This is a genomic window from Calothrix sp. NIES-2100 (assembly GCF_963875285.1).
GTDB lineage: Bacteria > Cyanobacteriota > Cyanobacteriia > Cyanobacteriales > Nostocaceae > Aulosira.
Map to the genome: position 1 here is coordinate 9524576 of NZ_CAWNLA010000001.1, position 17735 is coordinate 9542310.

Consider the following 17735-nt stretch of genomic DNA (forward strand, 5'->3'; position numbering starts at 1 on the left):
GATTGATAAGGTAAATGAAAATGAACTCTCAATTAGGTTTCGTTAATTCAAGGCTGTTGCAAGTGGCTGTGATCAAGAAATTGATACAACGACAGTGTTGGGAAAGGGCAAGAAAACGACTATTTTCTTGTTAAAAGGCAACAACCTCTGGACTGGTTAATGCTAGGACACCAAACTCCCCGGAATATAGAGAGTACCTAACTCAATCGCATCTCATACGTGTGGAACGAAGTAAGCCCAATGGGGTCTAGAGGCTAGACCTATGTCACTAGTAAGGAAGGAGTAATCCAACCCGAACTCCTCAGTGGGAAAAGGATGCCATAAAAAGCGAATGCTGTCAGCCGAAAGGCAACGGGAATAAGTAACCGGACAGATAGAGTAATACTCAACTCGAAAGAGTGCTGACGTATGGCAGGTGAGTCTCTTGAATACCGATGTAAAATTACCTAACTCAAAAGGAAAAGTTGGATGCAATCCGTAAGGAATGCGAATGTAACTGAGAGAACTACCCAATGGAATTGCGTCAAATGGCGCAAAGCCAATAAGGTAGTCAGGCGATTGAGACAAAGAATATTCAAGGCTACAAGGTCTGGGAAGTTGAAACTGGTTCGCAACCTGCAAAGGTTGCTAATGCGAAGCTACTCAAACATTCTTATCTCAGTAAGAAAAGTGACGCAAATCAACCAGGGTAAAAAGACTCCAGGTGTGGATAAGCTAGTGGTAAAAACGCCAGCAGCCAGAGGATTGTTAGTAGATATACTAACCAAATTTATCCCTTGGAAACCATATCCCACTAGGAGGGTGTACATCCCAAAGGCTAATGGCAAGAAACGCCCTCTTGGAATACCGAGTATCATAGACCGATGCCTACAGGCGATTGTAAAAAACGCATTGGAGCCATACTGGGAATCCAAATTTGAAGGTAGCAGCTACGGTTTTCGACCAGGCAGAAGCGCTCACGATGCAATAACAAAAATATATGGTATTGCGTGTCCCCATAGGGCAAAAAAGTGGGTAGTTGATGCGGATATAAAGGGTTGTTTTGATAATATTTCCCATGAACCCTTAATGAAAGTCATAGGAAATTTCCCAGCAAGGAAATTAATCAACCTATGGTTAAAAGCGGGGTACGTGGATAAAGGGACTTTTTGTGAAACCGAAACGGGAACTCCCCAAGGCGGAATCATCAGTCCTCTTTTAGCCAATATAGCCCTGCATGGACTGGAAAAAGCTCTAGGCATAAAACACAATAATAGAGGCGAACTAATAGGTAAACGCGCCATTGTCCGATATGCTGATGACTTTGTAGTATTCTGCGAAACCAAAGAAGATGCAGAAAAAACAGTAGACATCCTGAGTAATTGGATGAAAGACAGAGGACTTTCCCTCTTTGAGGAGAAAACAAAAATCGTTCACCTCATACAAGGTTTCGATTTCCTTGGATTCAACGTCAGACAATACCCTGTATCCAACACGAAAACAGGATTTAAACTACTGATAAAACCCAGTAAACAAACCATGCAGAATGTGCGGAACAAAATCAGACAAGTATGGCTAGAAAATAAAAGCCAGAACATCGATTACCTAATAGATAAACTAAACCCCATCATCAGGGGAATAGCTAATTATCTCCGCGTAGGAGTTTCCGCAGAAGCATTCAGTAGTCTTGACTGCTGGATGTACATTAGGGAAAAAAGATACACCAAGAGAATGCACCCTAACAAGTCGGACAAGTGGCGGGAGAAAAAATACTGGGGAAGATTGAACCTAGACAGGATGGATAACTGGGTTTTTGGCAACAAAGCATCCAATAAAATCCTGTTAAAATTTTCCTGGTTCAAAATAGAAAGACACACCCTAGTAAAAGGTACATCCTCACCCGATGACCCGGAACTAAGGCAATACTGGGCTGAAAGAGAAAAGAGCAAATTCCAAACTCTAGAACCCAATAACCAAAAGATAGCAAAAAAACAAGACTATCTCTGCCCAGTGTGTCATGAATCCCTATTCAACGGTGAAACTCTTCACCGACACCACATCACCCCCCGACACCAAAACGGCAAAAATAATCTTGCCAATCTACAATTAGTGCATTACTACTGCCATCAACAAATCCATTCCAATCATACGAAATACTCCTCCCAATCAGAGGAAGTACTAATATGGTAGCTATTGACTTGCTTGAGCCGTGTACTTGGAAACCTGTAAGCACGGTTCTTAGGGGGGAAAGGGACAGAAATGCCCCTGCCCTACCCGACAACATAACATAATGAAATAAAACCAATCATTTAGTAAACTGATTGGCCAGCCTTTTTGCTGTTTGTGAGTTAATTCTCATTTCCTACCCATCAACAACCAAAAGAGCTGGGTTGGGTTAAATTTTTATAATCTATGCCAAAACTTTAATTCCCATCCCCCTTTATTTAGTGCCATAACCTGCCATGCTAAAAAACTTGTTGGGCGATCCCAACGCTCGTAAACTTAAAAAATACCAACCTTACATTGCGGAAATTAACCTCTTAGAGGAAGAAATTAAAGCCCTTTCCGATGATGAGTTGAAAGGCAAAACAGGCGAGTTTAGACAGCGGCTTGCCAAAGGGGAAACCCTTGATGATATTCTGCCGGAAGCTTTTGCGGTGGTTCGGGAAGCAGGACGGCGAGTCTTAGGCTTGCGGCACTTTGATGTCCAAATGTTGGGCGGTGTGATTCTGCACACTGGGCAAATCGCGGAAATGAAAACTGGGGAAGGTAAAACCCTGGTGGCGACTTTGCCGAGTTATTTAAATGCCCTAACTGGTAAAGGTGTACACGTTATTACCGTAAACGATTACCTGGCACGTCGGGACGCGGAATGGATGGGTCAGGTGCATCGCTTCCTGGGATTGAGTGTGGGTCTAATTCAGGCGAACATGATTCCCAGTGAACGTCAGAAAAACTATGAATGTGATATTACGTATGTTACCAACAGTGAGGTAGGTTTTGATTACCTCCGGGATAACATGGCGACATCAATGGCAGATGTGGTGCAACGCCCATTTAATTACTGCGTCATCGACGAGGTAGATTCAATTTTAGTTGATGAGGCGCGGACACCTCTAATTATTTCTGGACAGGTAGAAAGACCGACAGAAAAATATTTGCAAGCAGCCGAAATCGCTTTTACTCTCAAAAAAGATGAGCATTATGAGGTAGATGAAAAAGCGCGGAACGTGCTGTTGACAGATGAAGGCTTTGCGGAAGCAGAAAACTTGTTGGGTGTAACAGATTTATTTGACCCAGAAGATCCTTGGGCGCACTTTGTATTTAATGCGATTAAAGCTAAAGAATTGTTCCTTAAGGATGTAAACTATATCGTCCGCAACGGCGAAGTGGTGATTGTTGATGAATTTACCGGTCGCGTGCTCCCCGGAAGGCGTTGGAGTGATGGATTGCACCAAGCCATTGAAGCTAAAGAACACGTAGAAATTCAGCCGGAAACTCAAACTCTGGCGACGATTACCTATCAAAACCTGTTCTTGCTTTATCCCAAACTGGGGGGAATGACGGGAACAGCCAAGACAGAAGAAGCAGAGTTTGAAAAAATTTACAAACTTGAAGTTACAATCATTCCTACCAACCGGATTAGAAGACGGCAAGATTTGTCTGATATGGTTTTTAAGACAGAACCAGGCAAATGGCAAGCGATCGCGCGAGAATGTGCAGAAATGCACCAACTCGGTAGACCTGTGTTAGTAGGTACTACCAGTGTGGAAAAATCTGAGTATCTCAGCAAACTGCTGAAGCAGATGGAAATTCCCCACGAATTACTGAATGCGCGTCCGGAAAACGTGGAACGGGAAGCCGAAATTGTCGCCCAAGCAGGACGCAGGGGTGCTGTGACTATCGCCACAAACATGGCTGGTAGAGGTACTGATATCATCCTTGGTGGTAACTCCGAATACATGGCGCGGTTGAAGCTGCGGGAATATTTTATGCCCCGGATTGTGCAGCCAGAAGATGAGGACACCTTTGGTATTCAAAGGGCATCAGGTTTGCCAACGGGAACTGGTGGCGGACAAGGCTTTGTCCCCGGCAAAAAAGTGAAAACTTGGAAAGCTTCGCCAGAAATTTTCCCCACACAGTTGTCCAAAGAAGCCGAACAGCAATTAAAAGAAGCTGTAGATTTGGCGGTGCGGGAATATGGCGATCGCAGTTTACCGGAATTAGAAGCCGAAGAAAAAGTAGCTGTAGCCGCCGAAAAAGCCCCCATTGATGACCCTGTAATCCAAAAATTGCGGGCTGCTTACAACCTTGTCAAGCACGAATATGAACGATTCACTACCCGCGAACACGAAGAAGTTGTAGAATTAGGCGGTTTGCACGTAATTGGTACAGAACGCCACGAATCGCGCCGGATTGACAACCAATTGCGCGGACGGGCGGGAAGACAAGGTGACCCTGGTTCCACAAGATTCTTCCTCAGTTTAGAAGATAACTTGTTGCGTATTTTTGGTGGCGATCGCGTTGCGGGATTAATGAACGCCTTCAACGTCGAAGAAGATATGCCAATCGAATCGGGTATGTTAACTCGCAGCTTGGAAGGCGCACAGAAAAAAGTTGAAACCTACTACTACGACATCCGCAAGCAGGTGTTTGAGTACGACGAAGTAATGAACAACCAACGTCGCGCCATTTACGCCGAACGCCGCCGGGTGCTAGAAGGTCAAGATTTAAAAGAACAGGTGATCACCTACGCCGAAAAAACGATGGATGACATCGTTACTTACTACATCAACCCAGATTTGCCCTCAGAAGAGTGGGAATTAGAAAAGTTGGTGGAAAAGGTTAAAGAATTTGTCTATCTGCTAGCGGACTTACAACCAAGTCAATTAGAAGATATGGCGATCGCGGAAATTAAAGCTTTTCTCCATGAACAGGTAAGAATTGCCTACGACATGAAGGAAGCCCAGATTGACCAAATTCAGCCGGGATTGATGCGCCAAGCCGAACGCTTCTTTATTTTGCAACGGATTGATACTCTGTGGCGCGAACACCTGCAACAAATGGATGCACTGCGCGAATCTGTCGGCTTGCGTGGTTACGGTCAAAAAGATCCGCTGATTGAGTACAAGAGCGAAGGTTATGAACTCTTCTTGGATATGATGGTCAACATCCGCCGAGATGTGGTTTACTCCTTGTTCATGTTCCAACCCCAGCCGCAGCCTGTAGTGCAGACTTCATCTGAGATGGTTTAAAACCCGCATTTCTCGTAGGGGCGGGTTCACAGATACGATCCAATGATTTATGACTATCTGGCTTAACCCGCCCCTACAACCTCTGGACAATAGCCGATAATACAGAAATAGCAGTCAAGAAGTCTGAAAAAATTAGACTTCTTGACTGGTTTTTGCTTTTAGAGGATACACTCAATTCGACAAGTAAAAAATCAGAAATTGTTGAGGGTGTTGCTTTAAATTTATGAAACAACATAATTTTAGAAGCCATTAGCTAGCAACACTTTTAGCGGTAAATCTCTGGTTTATGTATACATTTATCGGGATGAATTTCAACCATCATCTTCACAGTAAAAGTAGAAGTAGTTAGGGTTAGATGAATTGGCACTTTTGCAAAAACTGTCAAGTAGTAAACCAAAGAGATAGTGCTGAGTGCAACTGGAATTAAAGCAGTGTGGCGTTGAATACTCATACTTTTGCTCAAACATATTTCTTTAATGTGCTTAGTGAGTTGGACAGGTAATCTCATCGAATATTGCATAGGTGAAAAAAATCTCCATAGAGAATTAGCGCGTAGACTCATAGATTATGGCGATCGCAAAACCACATAAGAGCAGTACTGCAATGCGTAAAAGCCATTCCCTGACAATTGGAGATAAAAGCATCTGCACAATTGTGTCAGCCCCAAAAACTTGAGAAATGACATAGGCCATTACAAAACCAAACAAAGTCAGTAGAAAATATTTCAGTCCCTTACAAGTCCACTTAAATAGGAGATTGTAACTATTATCTACAGTGGTTTTCATGGTGTTTCCCCTTGTGTCAGAGTTAAATGTTGGGAGTTGGAAAATATCAAAGCTTCAGTACAGCCAGCAATATAGCTTTTGCTTTGTTTAATATCAGAGGTTGTTTGAAGCATTGGTGTTTGTACTTTATTTAACTTAGGTGGGTCGAAAGACCTAGTAAACTGAATACATAACCCGGAAAACTGGATACTCAAACCGATGACAGCTATGAGGGCGGAAATCTTCTCGAAACTACTCATTACTTTTTGCCTCCTGGTATTTGAGATAATTTTGAGCAACTTAGTGGTTTGTTGTTTTGTTGTTGCTTTGTTAAACCGATATCGGCTTAATTTCATAGTTGCACTGGTTGAATAAACACCGACTGCACAAAACTGTGAGTCTTAATAAACAAGTCCAGTAAACACTTGTGAAGCCGTTTGCATCTAGCATAAAAATATGAGTAAAGGACAGTTTGACAAAGCATTCAACGAGTTAACACACAAGCAACGGGAAGTATTGATCAAGTTTTTGGCTGGAGAGACAGATGAAGCGATCGCCAAATCCCGAAATATTACTACAGCAACGGTAAGACAATACATCAGCATCATCTCTGGGAAGTTTGGTTTGGAAAATGAGTTTCCAGACGAACGCCGTTCAAAACGTGCTGATTTGATTGCTCTTTTTCAGCAGTACAAGCCAGAGTTAGTAGGTGGTAAAACTTCTATAGAAACCGCAACATTAGAACCGATAACTCAGAAGAGAATACCAGATAATAATTTTGTCGGGCGTGAAAGTGCGATCGCAGATGTCAACGACTTCTACAGCCAAGGTGCAAAAGTTATCCTGATTCAAGCAAAAGGTGGTGTAGGTAAGACAACTTTAGCCAGAAATTATCTCAAGCAAAAATTTGGTTCTTATATAGAGTTTCCGATTGCCAAAGAAACCGAGAATATTACTCCCATCGAAAGTTTACTTGAGGAACGGCTACGCCAACTTAATGAAGAACCAGGGCGGGAGTTTGGCGTATCACTCGAACGCTTTCGGCAGAAACTTCAGGTTCAAAGAATTGGAGTTTTAATTGATAATCTTGAACCCGCACTGGATGAGAATGGTAAATTTATCAAGCCTCACCGCCGCTATGTAGAGCTATTGCGAGTTTTAGCCGATGCAAGTTTGCAGTCCTTGACGCTGATTACCAGCCGCGATCGCCTACATGAATCTGATGTTTCTGTTTGGAATTATATTCTGGAAGGTTTGTCTGTTAATACATGGCAACAATATTTTCACAGCCGCAATATTCAAACAAATTCTTCAGCCTTGAGTGCTATGCATAATGCCTACGGAGGAAATGCTAAAGCAATGGAAATTATTGTTGGTGCTATTCAAGTAGATTATGCAGGCAATGTAGAGCAGTATTGGCAAATGAATCAGGGAGATTTGTTAGTTGAGGCTGATTTAAGAGATTTAGTCACCAGTCAGCTTAATCGTTTGTCACAACACCACTCTCCAGCTTTTAAACTCCTCTGCCGTTTAGGATGTTATCGTTATCAAGATATTGCAACAGTTCCGATTGATGGGCTTTTTTCTTTGCTATGGGATGTGCCAGAGTCACAACATCTGCGCGTAGTTAATTCTTTGCGCGATCGCTCTTTAGTAGAGTTTCAAAATGGCAAATACTGGTTGCATCCAGTGATTAGAGAAGAAGCAATAAATAAACTGAGAGTAAGTGAAGATTGGGAGACAGCAAACCGTAACGCAGCAGAATTTTGGACAAATAGTGTTAATAAGGTTGATATTCTTGAAGAAGCATTACAAGCTTTTGAAGCTTACTATCATTATTTAGCTATTGATGATTTTGAAGCGGCTTGTAGTGTAATTGTATATAAAAGACAATCAAAATGGAAATGGCATAATTTAGAAGGTGGAGAAAATCTAGGTACTTCACTTCGGACATTAGGCTTATTACAAAAACTGATATTAGCAGGAACTCAAATAATTGGTAATGTTTTACGTGGAATAAATTTGACAAGCATTCACCTTAATCTTGCTGTAAGCTATTGGATTGTTGGTAATCTTTCTGAAAGCCTTAGGGAGTATGAAAATGCAGAAATATTACATATAGAATGCTTACATGCAAATACTAATAGCCAGAATGATTTAATATTAGATAGGTTTTATATGGTCTCATTAGTAGGCAAGGGTCTTTGTAAAATAGATTTATTAGAAATGCAAGAAGCAGAAGAAATTTTTTTAAAGCTTTTAGAAATTTCTCAGCAAAAAAATCATTATAATTTTCAAATAGAAGCATACTATTCTTTAGCTTTTATATATTCAAATACATCCTTTAAAGAAAAAGCACAAGATTTTGCGAATAAAAGTTATAATCCATCAAAAGATGATTCAGATGAATTAAATGAATGGGCTATAGGACATAGATTTATATTTCTAGGATTAACTTATAAAAACTTAGGAGATATCAAAACATCTTTTCAAATGTACAATCAGGCTGTTACTTTTGCTGATGAGAACCATTACACTGAAATTAAAGCTAGGGCTTTAACTGGTCTAGCAGAACTTTATCGAGAACAGCAAGAATTTGAAACAGCATTTTCTTATCATTCAAAAGCGATAGAACTGCTGGAGAAAATAGGTGCTAAATGTGACCTTGCTAAAGCTTACTATCAATTGGCATTGACTTATCAAAAGATGGAAGAATTAGAAAAAAGTCAGGAAAATTTTGATAAAGCGATTCTACTCTTTAGAGAAGTAGAAGCGCTCAAGCAAGTTGAGAAGGTACAACGTGCAAGGGACAATGGTGAAAGTAATTAAATAGAGTGAAATGAAATAAGTAGGTCAACATTGAAAAACTTAAAATAGAGTCTTGGCGATTACTTCGCTTCACTGCGTTCCGCTCGTAATGACATTTGACGTTTAATTAGGTTGAGCTACTTATACGCTGGAGTTATTAGGCTTGCCCCAAGTTTTTTCCATCAGCTGATAGCCTACTGGATCGTATTTTTTCAATTGAGTGCGCGTGAAAGGGTAGAAGTCATTCTTCCCAAAATATCCTTCTGACAACTCGGCAAAGTATTCTTTGGCATTTGTCAGAGCATAGGCTTTCCGTTTGCCACCCTTGATGTAATCGACAGATTTATACAATCTGCTATCCACTGCGTGCTGATAGGCAGCCTCAATACCCGGATACAGATTACCAAGTATGAGGAAATGATAGGCATGAGCTAGCTCGTGCAAAATTATCCAGGGCTGATCACTACGAGACCAATTGACGAAGTTGCGGGTGTTTGACACCTCAACACAACCAGCCTTATCGGGGTTGTAGCCATTGTGCCTGAGCCATTCTGCAGAAGCGTGGAATTCAGCAGCCCCGTTTTGCTTTTCCCACTCAACCCAGATCCGGACTTTTTGCAAGGCGGACAGTGGCTTGGGAGGCACAACACGAGTTATTCGTAGAAGCTGCCAATCTAGTTCTTTGAGCATCTCTTTAGCTTTTTGCTTGTGTTCAAGCACATCCTGAGCGATCCAGACTGAAAAACCGTGAATTGACTCTTTTTTATAGGCAGAATTGGGCTGGAAGCTGAGTTCCTGTGCATAAACTCGTCTGGATTTAACCGCAAAGCGTTGCTGAAAAACAAAATAATTTCGCCCAGTTTCAACAGAGTTTTCATGACTCTTCGCACATTGCTTCATATCTTGAATTTGCCATGCTGAGTTTGTCACAAAACTGATCACGAAGAATACCAATTGGAATCTCATCCGGAGTATCTCTTATTAAGTTAGTACGGACTGAAAATAATCACTCCATAACTATTTATATGGCGTTGCAGTTTGAGAGCATTATTAGTCAATTAGGTTTAGTCCAAGGTGGAGAAGCTCAGGTAGAGACGGCTGCGGGAATGCAGCAAGGGCGAATTTTCCGAGATGTTGAACTAAGTATTGGAGAACGCCAAGGCACTTTTGATTGTTTGGAACTAACGGATGTACCCTATGCTCTTTTGGGTGTTACACCTATGGAAGTTTTAGGGTTAGAACCGGATCTGAAAAATCGAAAGTTGCGGGTTTTGCCAATAATTCTGAGCAAACCTATCTCAGTATTTTATAAGCGATCGCTCCATATTTTTAAACAGTTCATTTAGGCTGGAATTATCTACATAGTAGGGAACATTAGCCACGGGAAGCATCAGCTTTACCTCAGCCTTTTCGTAGACATTGCATCCACTCACTCTCAAGCTTCATTGAAAATGCGATCACTTTTTGTATTAGCTGTGCGATCGCCCTAGTCCAACTAAAAATTTGAGTATCCTCCGAGAGGATATTTTAACAGTTCTGTGCTTTTAGTAAGCACAAATCGTGCTTCCAAAGCCACCAATTGAAGTCCTGACTACAAACTAGTTATACCTAGAGAATTAATGCGATCAACCACTAGTTGCGCGATCGCTTAAAGTTTTACCTCATCTGTTGGTTCCTGATATTTGACTCCTCGTTTACTGTGACGGGAGTTAGCAACAATAGGATAAACAATGCTGCGTAATCGATTAATCGCACCGACAGGACGATGTACTGCTAGACCATTTCCCGGAGAAAAACTGAGATTTTCCCCAAAGTCATTTTCTGGGGGAGAATCAACCTGCTGATGTTTAACTGTCAGACGACCAACTGTAAAGAAAGGTGATTCCGCTTCATTCCAAGGAATAGTAGTATCATCAATAGACATCTCTGGTTTAGTTTGAAATTGAATTTGAAAGTCCCAAGTGTATTCAGCTTCAGGTTTTGCTAAAGTTTGAATGATATCATCTCGGTAGTAGTTGTCCTCTGCACCTGATGCTTTAGCTTGCTTTAGTTCACTTTCTGGTCTGGACTCTAGAGGAAGTGGTTGATGAGGTGGTTGGCTGGAAACCGGAATAAATCCATATTTAATTACAGCCGGATATTCCACAGGAACTCGACCTGGTTGGGATGGATCAAAATCAGATTTTAGTCCTACAGCATACGCCGAAGCACTCCAATAGCGTTCTATTAGCAAAGTCTTGGGAAACCGTTTGAAACTGGTTTGTAAAAGTGTAGTTTCGTAGGGATGCAACTTTAGCCATAAAAGCACCAACAGCTTGAGAATTGGAGACAGACCAGCTCGATAAATTGCCAAGAAAAAGCTGTGGAAATCTTTGATGGTTCTAATAAAAAAGAGTTCAGTATTGTGGACTATAATATCTTGGGTTTTTAACTCGTGACTTTGCGCTAGTCGTTCTCCTTCTACCCCTATGACTTTTACGGCCATAGAGCGCGTATCTCCTTCATAATCATTCTTAACTGAAAACGCACCACTGGCAAATCGTAGCCAAACTGGATATTTTTTCGGTTGTGCAAATAAACCTTGTTTTAGAGAAATTGCAGAAAGTTGAGCTTCAGTTAATGAAGTGAGTTTGCTTAATTCCTGCTTAATTCCTGCTTCATCAAAATCAAAGATTTCTAGCGTACCTTGAACAGCAGCGTGGGTTTTTGAGTGAGTATCTCTCTTGGCAATTTTTTGCTTTTCACCTTTGTAAAGGTTGTCCATGTTCTTTTTGACTAGCTCACTCATGAGAGCGCAATATTTGGCTTCGTCTTTTTCTGGGTATTCGGTAAATAGGTTCATTTTTTTAAGTTGATTAATTCATCAATTCTCTAGCGCCTGATTCAGATTATTCCACATGGCGCTCGCCATGTGGAATAATCTGATAATTTCTTAAAGGTCAAAACTAACTTTGTACTTCTTGTTTGCGGGCGGAACGTTGCGATTAACTAAATCTGAGACGGTGTTTGTATTTTGAATTATTTCCCAACCTACAGGAGAAAAAGTCTCCTTATTAAAGATATTGGGTGATAGTAAAGGATTGTTTAGTGCTTGAGAGAAAGCATCAATTCCAATTAACCGTGCTACTAAAGGAGGAATCGTTGAATTTTGCCGCACATCTTCAGAGTAGAGTCCCACAAAAAACTCAATATTATCAACATGTCCATATAAATCTTTGAGTTTCTGTTGCGCAAATTCATTACCAGTAATTTGCTCAAAACTCGTTACTCTGGGAAAACCACACATTTCCCGATAATCATTGTAGCTGGCTAATTGTAACTTCCGCCCCAATCTAATTGAGGGTAACTCAGCTAACTCAACTAAGATATCAGGAGTGTTGAATAAACCAATTCTTGTCCCTGGTTGGGAACAAGTTTCTTCCATTAATGCCCCTAATCCTTGATCAATTAATATCTTATTGTTCCAAAGAGTAGCAGCAACATGAGTGGGTTTACCGTCACATTTAAAGGTTTCTGGAATTGCACTATGCCAGCGATAAACAAAGTCAAACTCTATTGCCATCCAATTAGGACGATACCAACTTTCTTTAATAAAAGCTTCCGGGTCAGCAAACAACTTAAAGTGATAGGGAGTGATATGGTTAATGTACTCTTCCATGATGATTTTGAGAATAATTGCCATGAGAATATTTCTGGCAGTTTGGAAGAGACGTTCATCATCCCAATCGGGATAATTTTTTGCTAATACATCACATAGACGATTATGTTCTCTCAAACATAAAGTATTGAGCATGACATAGCCAATTTGCACATTTGCTCGTTCGACTCCCATCGCAAACAGATATTGTTTTTTATCTGCTGGCTGCCTTTTTTCATCATTGATGGGTTCATAAAGACCAATAAATTGAGAGTCAACTAGACCCTGCGCTGGATCGGCATAATAAAACGGAGGATATTCTTCTTCTACACCATCTTGGCGTTTGAGTTTTTGAGTTTTTAATTTACCTTTTTCAAAGGTTCTTAAAAGGTGTGTTTGTTTTCTGGTTAAACCATAAACATTACATAAATCAATTTCATGATTGGAAGTATTTTTTAATTTATTGTAATTATCCAGGCGGAGAAAACTATCAGTAAACCACTGGACCCAATAGGGAAACAGCATACTTGATTTGGTAGAGTAAATGGTTTGACCATCTCTTTTACGAAATAAAACAGCTAGGTCTTCAACTTTTGGGAGGTTATCCTCAGAATTGAACTTGGGATCGGGTGGTAAATGTCGTCCGGTATAAGTGCGATCGTTAAGTGATTCCCAAGAAGTATAAGTATCAAGTTTCTTAGGAATTTTAGTATCAGGAATATGCTCATCTAGTGTCATCATACTGTAGGGATTGGGACGAGTCGGAATTTTGTAGATGAGACTATTGAGCAGTGTTTTATTCACTTTACGTTTTAGCGATTCATTGCTTTGGACTAACTCCCAAATTCCTTTAAAGTTTGTTAAAACAAATGTTTGCAGTTTGTTGCTGAATCCGTCTTTAGATGTGTCTCTTTTACCAGTCATAATTATTCCTCTTTTTTTCCAATTTTGTATTCAATTTTCTCTCAGTTTTGTCAACAAGCCGCGCCAATCAGTCGCTATCTACTGACCGACAAGTTTGGCTCTTTTTGCAATCTTTTCCACAGGGATATTATCATACTGTTCTCAATCAGACATGAGACTCTTCGTGTATGTGTTAGGTGTTTTGCTTGAACCTAGAATCTCTTTTGAACAATTAATCCAAGATTTTGGGAATAATCTTTTGTAAATTTTTGGGTCGATAGTCCTTGCGCAGTTTCAACCGCTTGACTGTACTTTCATGAAGATCTTCTATCGTTTCGCCAACATCACGCAGCTTGATTCCTGCCAATTTAAAGAATCCCGGATCGTTCTTAAACTCACATTCATAATCAGGGTGAATACCTGTGGGAATCACATTTGTATCCAAGTCCAGCCCCAATCCTAGGTGACCGATAGAATCAATCATCCACTCTAAGGCTGCATCTGATAACCCGCTCTTTTCTTTGGTTCCACCGCCAACGCAACCATGATCGCCGGGAAACCACTTTTGAATCACTTTCTGGTTTTGGGCTTCAGGGTGCTTTTGCATGGGAGTGACATCAAAGATTTCCCGCATTTCGTCAATGGCTACAGCGTGCAGTGCATTCTGGACACTTTTGTTTAAAGTAGTGTCATGGAATCTGTAGCGCTGATTGATCTGATCGTGAAACTTTTTAAAGGCGGCTAACCCAGGAATACCCAGCGCACCAACAGTGTCAAAACAACCCAGCAAGGTGATCGGAACGCGATCGCCATAATTTTGACGGTATTCTACTGCTTCTTTATCCTTTGGTTTAATACCTCGTGTCCGGTACAGTTCGTAAGCTTCATGTGCTTTAGTCACATGGGGACGTTCTAGAAGACCTGAACAATAAATCATCCCCGCTAAACTTCTGACTGTGTAAGCACCACGACTGAAGCCAAACAGATAAATTTCGTCACCCGGAACATAGTTGAGACAAAGAAACCGATAGCCATCTTCGATATTTTTATCGATTCCTAATCCGGTTGCTCCACCTAAAACTTTTTGACTATCAGTGCCAACCCCCTCATCATAGAATATGATCTGCGCTACTCCGTCCTTGGCAATTGGTTTGACGGATTGAGCTAACTTCACCACATTGCTTGGGTAAGGATTGGTTAACTGTTGCCAAGTTCCATCACAGCAGACAACTAAGCGTTTCATACTTCGACATTGAGTAATTTTTTAGATCTGTTAAACGATCACGCATTTTCCACCTGTCAGCCTTGTCATTGGGATCACATACACATTCATTTGCTTACCCTACTCTGAGGGTTACCCTCTGGAGTCAGGAAAAACAATAGACATGAATCTAACATATGTTTAGTATATTTTTGTACTCTTTTTACTTACCTTTTTATTTTTGGTAATTTTTCTCTTGTAATAATCTGTACAGATTCACAAGATAAGTAAGTAAGTCAGCGTAAAATTTAAACCTATGTTCACAAATTTCAATGTAGATAAGCCAATGCTTTGCTGTGGTTCCCAAAGTACTATAAAATAGCGTTTTTTTCAGGCTGCGCGACAACGCAACGTCAATAATTCTAGTTACCATTACCTCAGTAAAAACACACTTTCAATATAAATTTATATTTATTTATTTATCTACATTATTTTTTTGTTACTGACTTATTTAAGTAATAAAATTAGTGCGATTTATTACTTAATAAATACCGTCAGAATATAAGTAAATAATTACACGTATTAAATAATGAGAACACCAACGAGCGAGACGATCGCACTACAAATGAGAACACTAACGAGCGAGACGCTCGCACTACAATTAAGGGCGGGGTCTTAATGGGTATTTAAAAAATTGGATGTCCTTTAACGAGTATTTAGATCTCATTTGCCACTAGCTTCACCTTTCCCCTTTACCCCTTCCCCCCTCCCCCCAACATTCTTAACACTGCGCGTAATTCTCCATAACTCTGCTGTAGTAAACTGCAACTAAAGACAAAGCCTAGTGGCAATACTGAATGGCATTGTGAAAAAAATCCTGGTTTTATCAGCAAATCCTAAGAATACGGCGAGACGGCGCTTGGATGAGGAAGTAAGGGAAATTCAGGCGGGGTTGGAACGTGCCCGGATTCGAGAGCAGTTTGAGATGATTACAAAATGGGCTGTGCGTCCTGAGGATTTGCGGCGATCGCTTTTAGATCATCAACCTCAGATTGTCCATTTCTCTGGACATGGAGAAGGGGATAAAGGTTTGGTTTTGGAAGATGATACCGGAAAGTTGCAGCTGGTGAGTACAGATTCACTCGGTAGGCTGTTTAACTTATTTCAGGACAGCATAGAGTGTGTGGTGTTAAACGCCTGTTATAGTGAGGCGCAAGCTGAGGCGATTTACCAGCATATTAATTATGTAGTGGGAATGAATCAAGCGATCGGCGATCGCGCGGCAATTAAATTTGCTGTCGGGTTTTATGATGCTCTAGGGGCAGGTAGATCCTACGATGATGCTTATGAGTTTGGGCGAATTGCCATTGATTTAGAAAATATCCCCGAATATGCAACCCCTGTGCTAAAAAGCCGTAAACCCCCACTTACACAACAAGCACCACAACCAGAAATCTCATCCCTTTCCCCCTCCCCCAACTCCTCACCCAAACGTATCTTCATCAGCTACAAGCGTAATGTTACCCCCGATGAGCCGATTGCGTTGCAAGTCTACCAAGCGCTGGCTCAACATCACACAGTTTTCATCGACCAAATTATCACGGTAGGTACACGCTGGGCTGAACGCATTGAAGCTGAACTTTACCAAGCCGATTTTTTGATTGTTTTCCTTTCCGAGCATTCTGTCCACAGTGAGATGGTAGAAGCGGAAATTGCTACCGCCAACCGCATGGCTAAACAACAAGGCGGAAAACCGATGATTCTCCCCGTGCGGCTGGCGTATCTAGAACCGTTTCAGTATCCTTTGAGTGCTTATCTTGATGGGATTAATTGGGCAATTTGGCGAAATGCCGAGGATACACCGCGCTTGATTGCCGAATTGATGCAGGCGATTTCTGGGGGTGAATTGGCGATCGCAAACTCAAATAAAGCTGATATACTTCAGCCACGTCAAGCATCAGCTTTACCTCAGCCATTTCCTTCCGCACAGCCGATATCGCTGGAAATGCCAGAAGGGACAATGGATAGCGAGTCTCAGTTTTATGTGGAACGCGCTTGTGATGTTCTAGCTTTAAATGCAATTCAGCGACAAGGTGTGACAATCACCATTAAAGGCCCCCGACAAATGGGCAAAAGTTCCTTGTTAATTCGCACCTGTAACGCGGCGATAAAAGCAGGTAAGCGGGTGGCTTTCTTGGATTTTCAATTATTTGATCAAGCAGCCTTAACTAATGCTGACTTATTCTTTCGGCAATTCTGCTCTTGGCTAACGGATGAAATAGAAATGGCGGATAGAGTTGATGAATTTTGGAATCCCAAGTTAAGTAATAATCAGTGTTGCACCCGCTATATTGGGCGCTATTTATTGAAAGAATTTGGTCAGCCCTTGGTGTTAGCAATGGATGAAGTCGAGAGGGCTTTTGATACCGAATTTCGTTCCGATTTCTTTGGAATGCTTCGCAGTTGGCACAACAACCGCGCCACCACACCGATTTGGAAGCAACTCGATTTAGCCCTGGTGACTTCCACCGAACCCTACCAATTAATTGATAATCTCAACCAATCGCCGTTTAATGTGGGCGAGGTAATTGACTTAGAAGATTTTACCGCTGCACAAGTTACAGACCTCAATCGCCGTCACAGTTCACCGCTGAACTCGAATGAAGCACAGCAGTTAATGGCGTTGCTGAATGGACATCCTTATTTAGTGCGGTTGGCGCTTTATGTAATAGCCAGTCAGCGCTTCACCACTGCCGAATTATTTGCCAAAGCCACGGCGGATAATGGCCCCTTTGGTAATCATTTGCGTAACCATTTGTTTAGGTTGCATAGTAAAGCGGAATTGGTGCAAAGTATGCTTCAGGTAATTCGCCATAATACTTGCGATGATGAGCGCGTTTTCTTTAGGTTGCGGGGTGCGGGTTTGGTGCGCCGGGAGGGGAGAACAGTGATCCCGCGTTGTCAACTTTACGCTGATTATTTCCGGGAGAATCTTCGTGGGTGAGGCTAAGGTGTACACACAAGTTATCGAATCATTACCAGTCCTCGAATTACCCCACCCTAACCCTCCCCTTATAAAGGGGAGGGAACTAGTTTTTCCGGTTTCCCCCCTTTATAAGGGGGGATTAAGGGGGGTAAAACCCGGATCTCAAAGTAACTCCGATTTGTGTGTACACTGTAGCCTTGCC

The 17735-nt window shown here is 41.4% G+C and carries 12 protein-coding genes; 5 read left to right on the forward strand and 7 right to left on the reverse strand.

What is annotated here, in order from left to right; translation table 11 throughout:
- Positions 1 to 468 precede the first annotated feature (468 nt).
- Together ltrA and secA are read left to right on the forward strand one after the other, a co-directional pair.
- A complete protein-coding gene (gene ltrA / locus AACU32_RS38815; protein WP_096607528.1) occupies positions 469 to 2169 on the forward strand; it encodes a group II intron reverse transcriptase/maturase in 1701 nt (566 codons plus the stop codon).
- Positions 2170 to 2441: 272 nt separating this feature from the next.
- Positions 2442 to 5234, forward strand: coding sequence for a preprotein translocase subunit SecA (secA, locus tag AACU32_RS38820; RefSeq protein WP_096607529.1), 2793 nt, complete (start codon positions 2442 to 2444; stop codon positions 5232 to 5234).
- Positions 5235 to 5499: 265 nt separating this feature from the next.
- On the opposite strand, the gene AACU32_RS38825 is transcribed toward secA, so the two are convergent.
- The 3 genes from AACU32_RS38825 to AACU32_RS38835 form a co-directional block, all read right to left on the reverse strand.
- Positions 5500 to 5685 (reverse strand): hypothetical protein, encoded by a 186-nt coding sequence (locus tag AACU32_RS38825; RefSeq protein ID WP_096607530.1) that lies wholly within the window; start codon positions 5683 to 5685, stop codon positions 5500 to 5502.
- Positions 5686 to 5779: 94 nt separating this feature from the next.
- Entirely contained in the window at positions 5780 to 6019 is a 240-nt protein-coding gene (locus tag AACU32_RS38830; RefSeq protein WP_096607531.1) for a hypothetical protein, read from the reverse strand.
- A complete protein-coding gene (locus AACU32_RS38835) occupies positions 6016 to 6258 on the reverse strand; it encodes a hypothetical protein (RefSeq protein ID WP_339378620.1) in 243 nt (80 codons plus the stop codon). The genes AACU32_RS38830 and AACU32_RS38835 overlap by 4 nt, the downstream gene beginning before the upstream one ends.
- Before the next feature lie 196 nt (positions 6259 to 6454).
- Between AACU32_RS38835 and AACU32_RS38840 the strand changes: the two genes are divergently transcribed.
- Positions 6455 to 8827, forward strand: coding sequence for a tetratricopeptide repeat protein (locus AACU32_RS38840; RefSeq protein ID WP_096607533.1), 2373 nt, complete (start codon positions 6455 to 6457; stop codon positions 8825 to 8827).
- A gap of 120 nt (positions 8828 to 8947) precedes the next feature.
- Here the strand turns inward: AACU32_RS38840 and AACU32_RS38845 are convergent, their stop codons facing one another.
- Complete coding sequence (locus AACU32_RS38845) at positions 8948 to 9736, reverse strand: hypothetical protein (protein ID WP_339378621.1); 789 nt, start codon at positions 9734 to 9736, stop codon at positions 8948 to 8950.
- Positions 9737 to 9831: 95 nt separating this feature from the next.
- Here AACU32_RS38845 and AACU32_RS38850 point away from each other — a divergent pair, with 95 nt between their 5' ends.
- Positions 9832 to 10152: a hypothetical protein gene (locus AACU32_RS38850; protein ID WP_339378622.1), complete on the forward strand. Its 321-nt coding sequence runs from the start codon at positions 9832 to 9834 to the stop codon at positions 10150 to 10152.
- Between the two features lie 302 nt (positions 10153 to 10454).
- On the opposite strand, the gene AACU32_RS38855 is transcribed toward AACU32_RS38850, so the two are convergent.
- The 3 genes from AACU32_RS38855 to AACU32_RS38865 all read right to left on the reverse strand — a co-directional run bounded on the left by AACU32_RS38855 (position 10455) and on the right by AACU32_RS38865 (position 14589).
- A complete protein-coding gene (locus tag AACU32_RS38855) occupies positions 10455 to 11648 on the reverse strand; it encodes a catalase (protein WP_096607535.1) in 1194 nt (397 codons plus the stop codon).
- Positions 11649 to 11738: 90 nt separating this feature from the next.
- A complete protein-coding gene (locus AACU32_RS38860) occupies positions 11739 to 13367 on the reverse strand; it encodes a peroxidase family protein (protein ID WP_096607536.1) in 1629 nt (542 codons plus the stop codon).
- Between the two features lie 211 nt (positions 13368 to 13578).
- On the reverse strand, positions 13579 to 14589 hold the full coding sequence (locus AACU32_RS38865; protein WP_096607537.1) for a DUF2235 domain-containing protein: 1011 nt from the start codon (positions 14587 to 14589) through the stop codon (positions 13579 to 13581).
- An 823-nt stretch (positions 14590 to 15412) separates the two neighbouring features.
- On the opposite strand from AACU32_RS38865, the gene AACU32_RS38870 reads away from it, so the two are divergent.
- Entirely contained in the window at positions 15413 to 17551 is a 2139-nt protein-coding gene (locus AACU32_RS38870) for an AAA-like domain-containing protein (protein WP_096608366.1), read from the forward strand.
- Positions 17552 to 17735: the final 184 nt, after the last annotated feature.

Coding starts and splice junctions, on each gene's coding strand:
- AACU32_RS38830 (WP_096607531.1), bottom strand. CDS start 6,019: ATGAAAACCACTGTAGATAATAGTTACAATCTCCTATTTAAGTGGACT.
- AACU32_RS38865 (WP_096607537.1), bottom strand. CDS start 14,589: ATGAAACGCTTAGTTGTCTGCTGTGATGGAACTTGGCAACAGTTAACC.
- AACU32_RS38850 (WP_339378622.1), top strand. CDS start 9,832: ATGGCGTTGCAGTTTGAGAGCATTATTAGTCAATTAGGTTTAGTCCAA.
- AACU32_RS38860 (WP_096607536.1), bottom strand. CDS start 13,367: ATGACTGGTAAAAGAGACACATCTAAAGACGGATTCAGCAACAAACTG.
- secA (WP_096607529.1), top strand. CDS start 2,442: ATGCTAAAAAACTTGTTGGGCGATCCCAACGCTCGTAAACTTAAAAAA.
- AACU32_RS38840 (WP_096607533.1), top strand. CDS start 6,455: ATGAGTAAAGGACAGTTTGACAAAGCATTCAACGAGTTAACACACAAG.
- AACU32_RS38855 (WP_096607535.1), bottom strand. CDS start 11,648: ATGAACCTATTTACCGAATACCCAGAAAAAGACGAAGCCAAATATTGC.
- ltrA (WP_096607528.1), top strand. CDS start 469: ATGCAATCCGTAAGGAATGCGAATGTAACTGAGAGAACTACCCAATGG.
- AACU32_RS38835 (WP_339378620.1), bottom strand. CDS start 6,258: ATGAGTAGTTTCGAGAAGATTTCCGCCCTCATAGCTGTCATCGGTTTG.
- AACU32_RS38825 (WP_096607530.1), bottom strand. CDS start 5,685: ATGAGTATTCAACGCCACACTGCTTTAATTCCAGTTGCACTCAGCACT.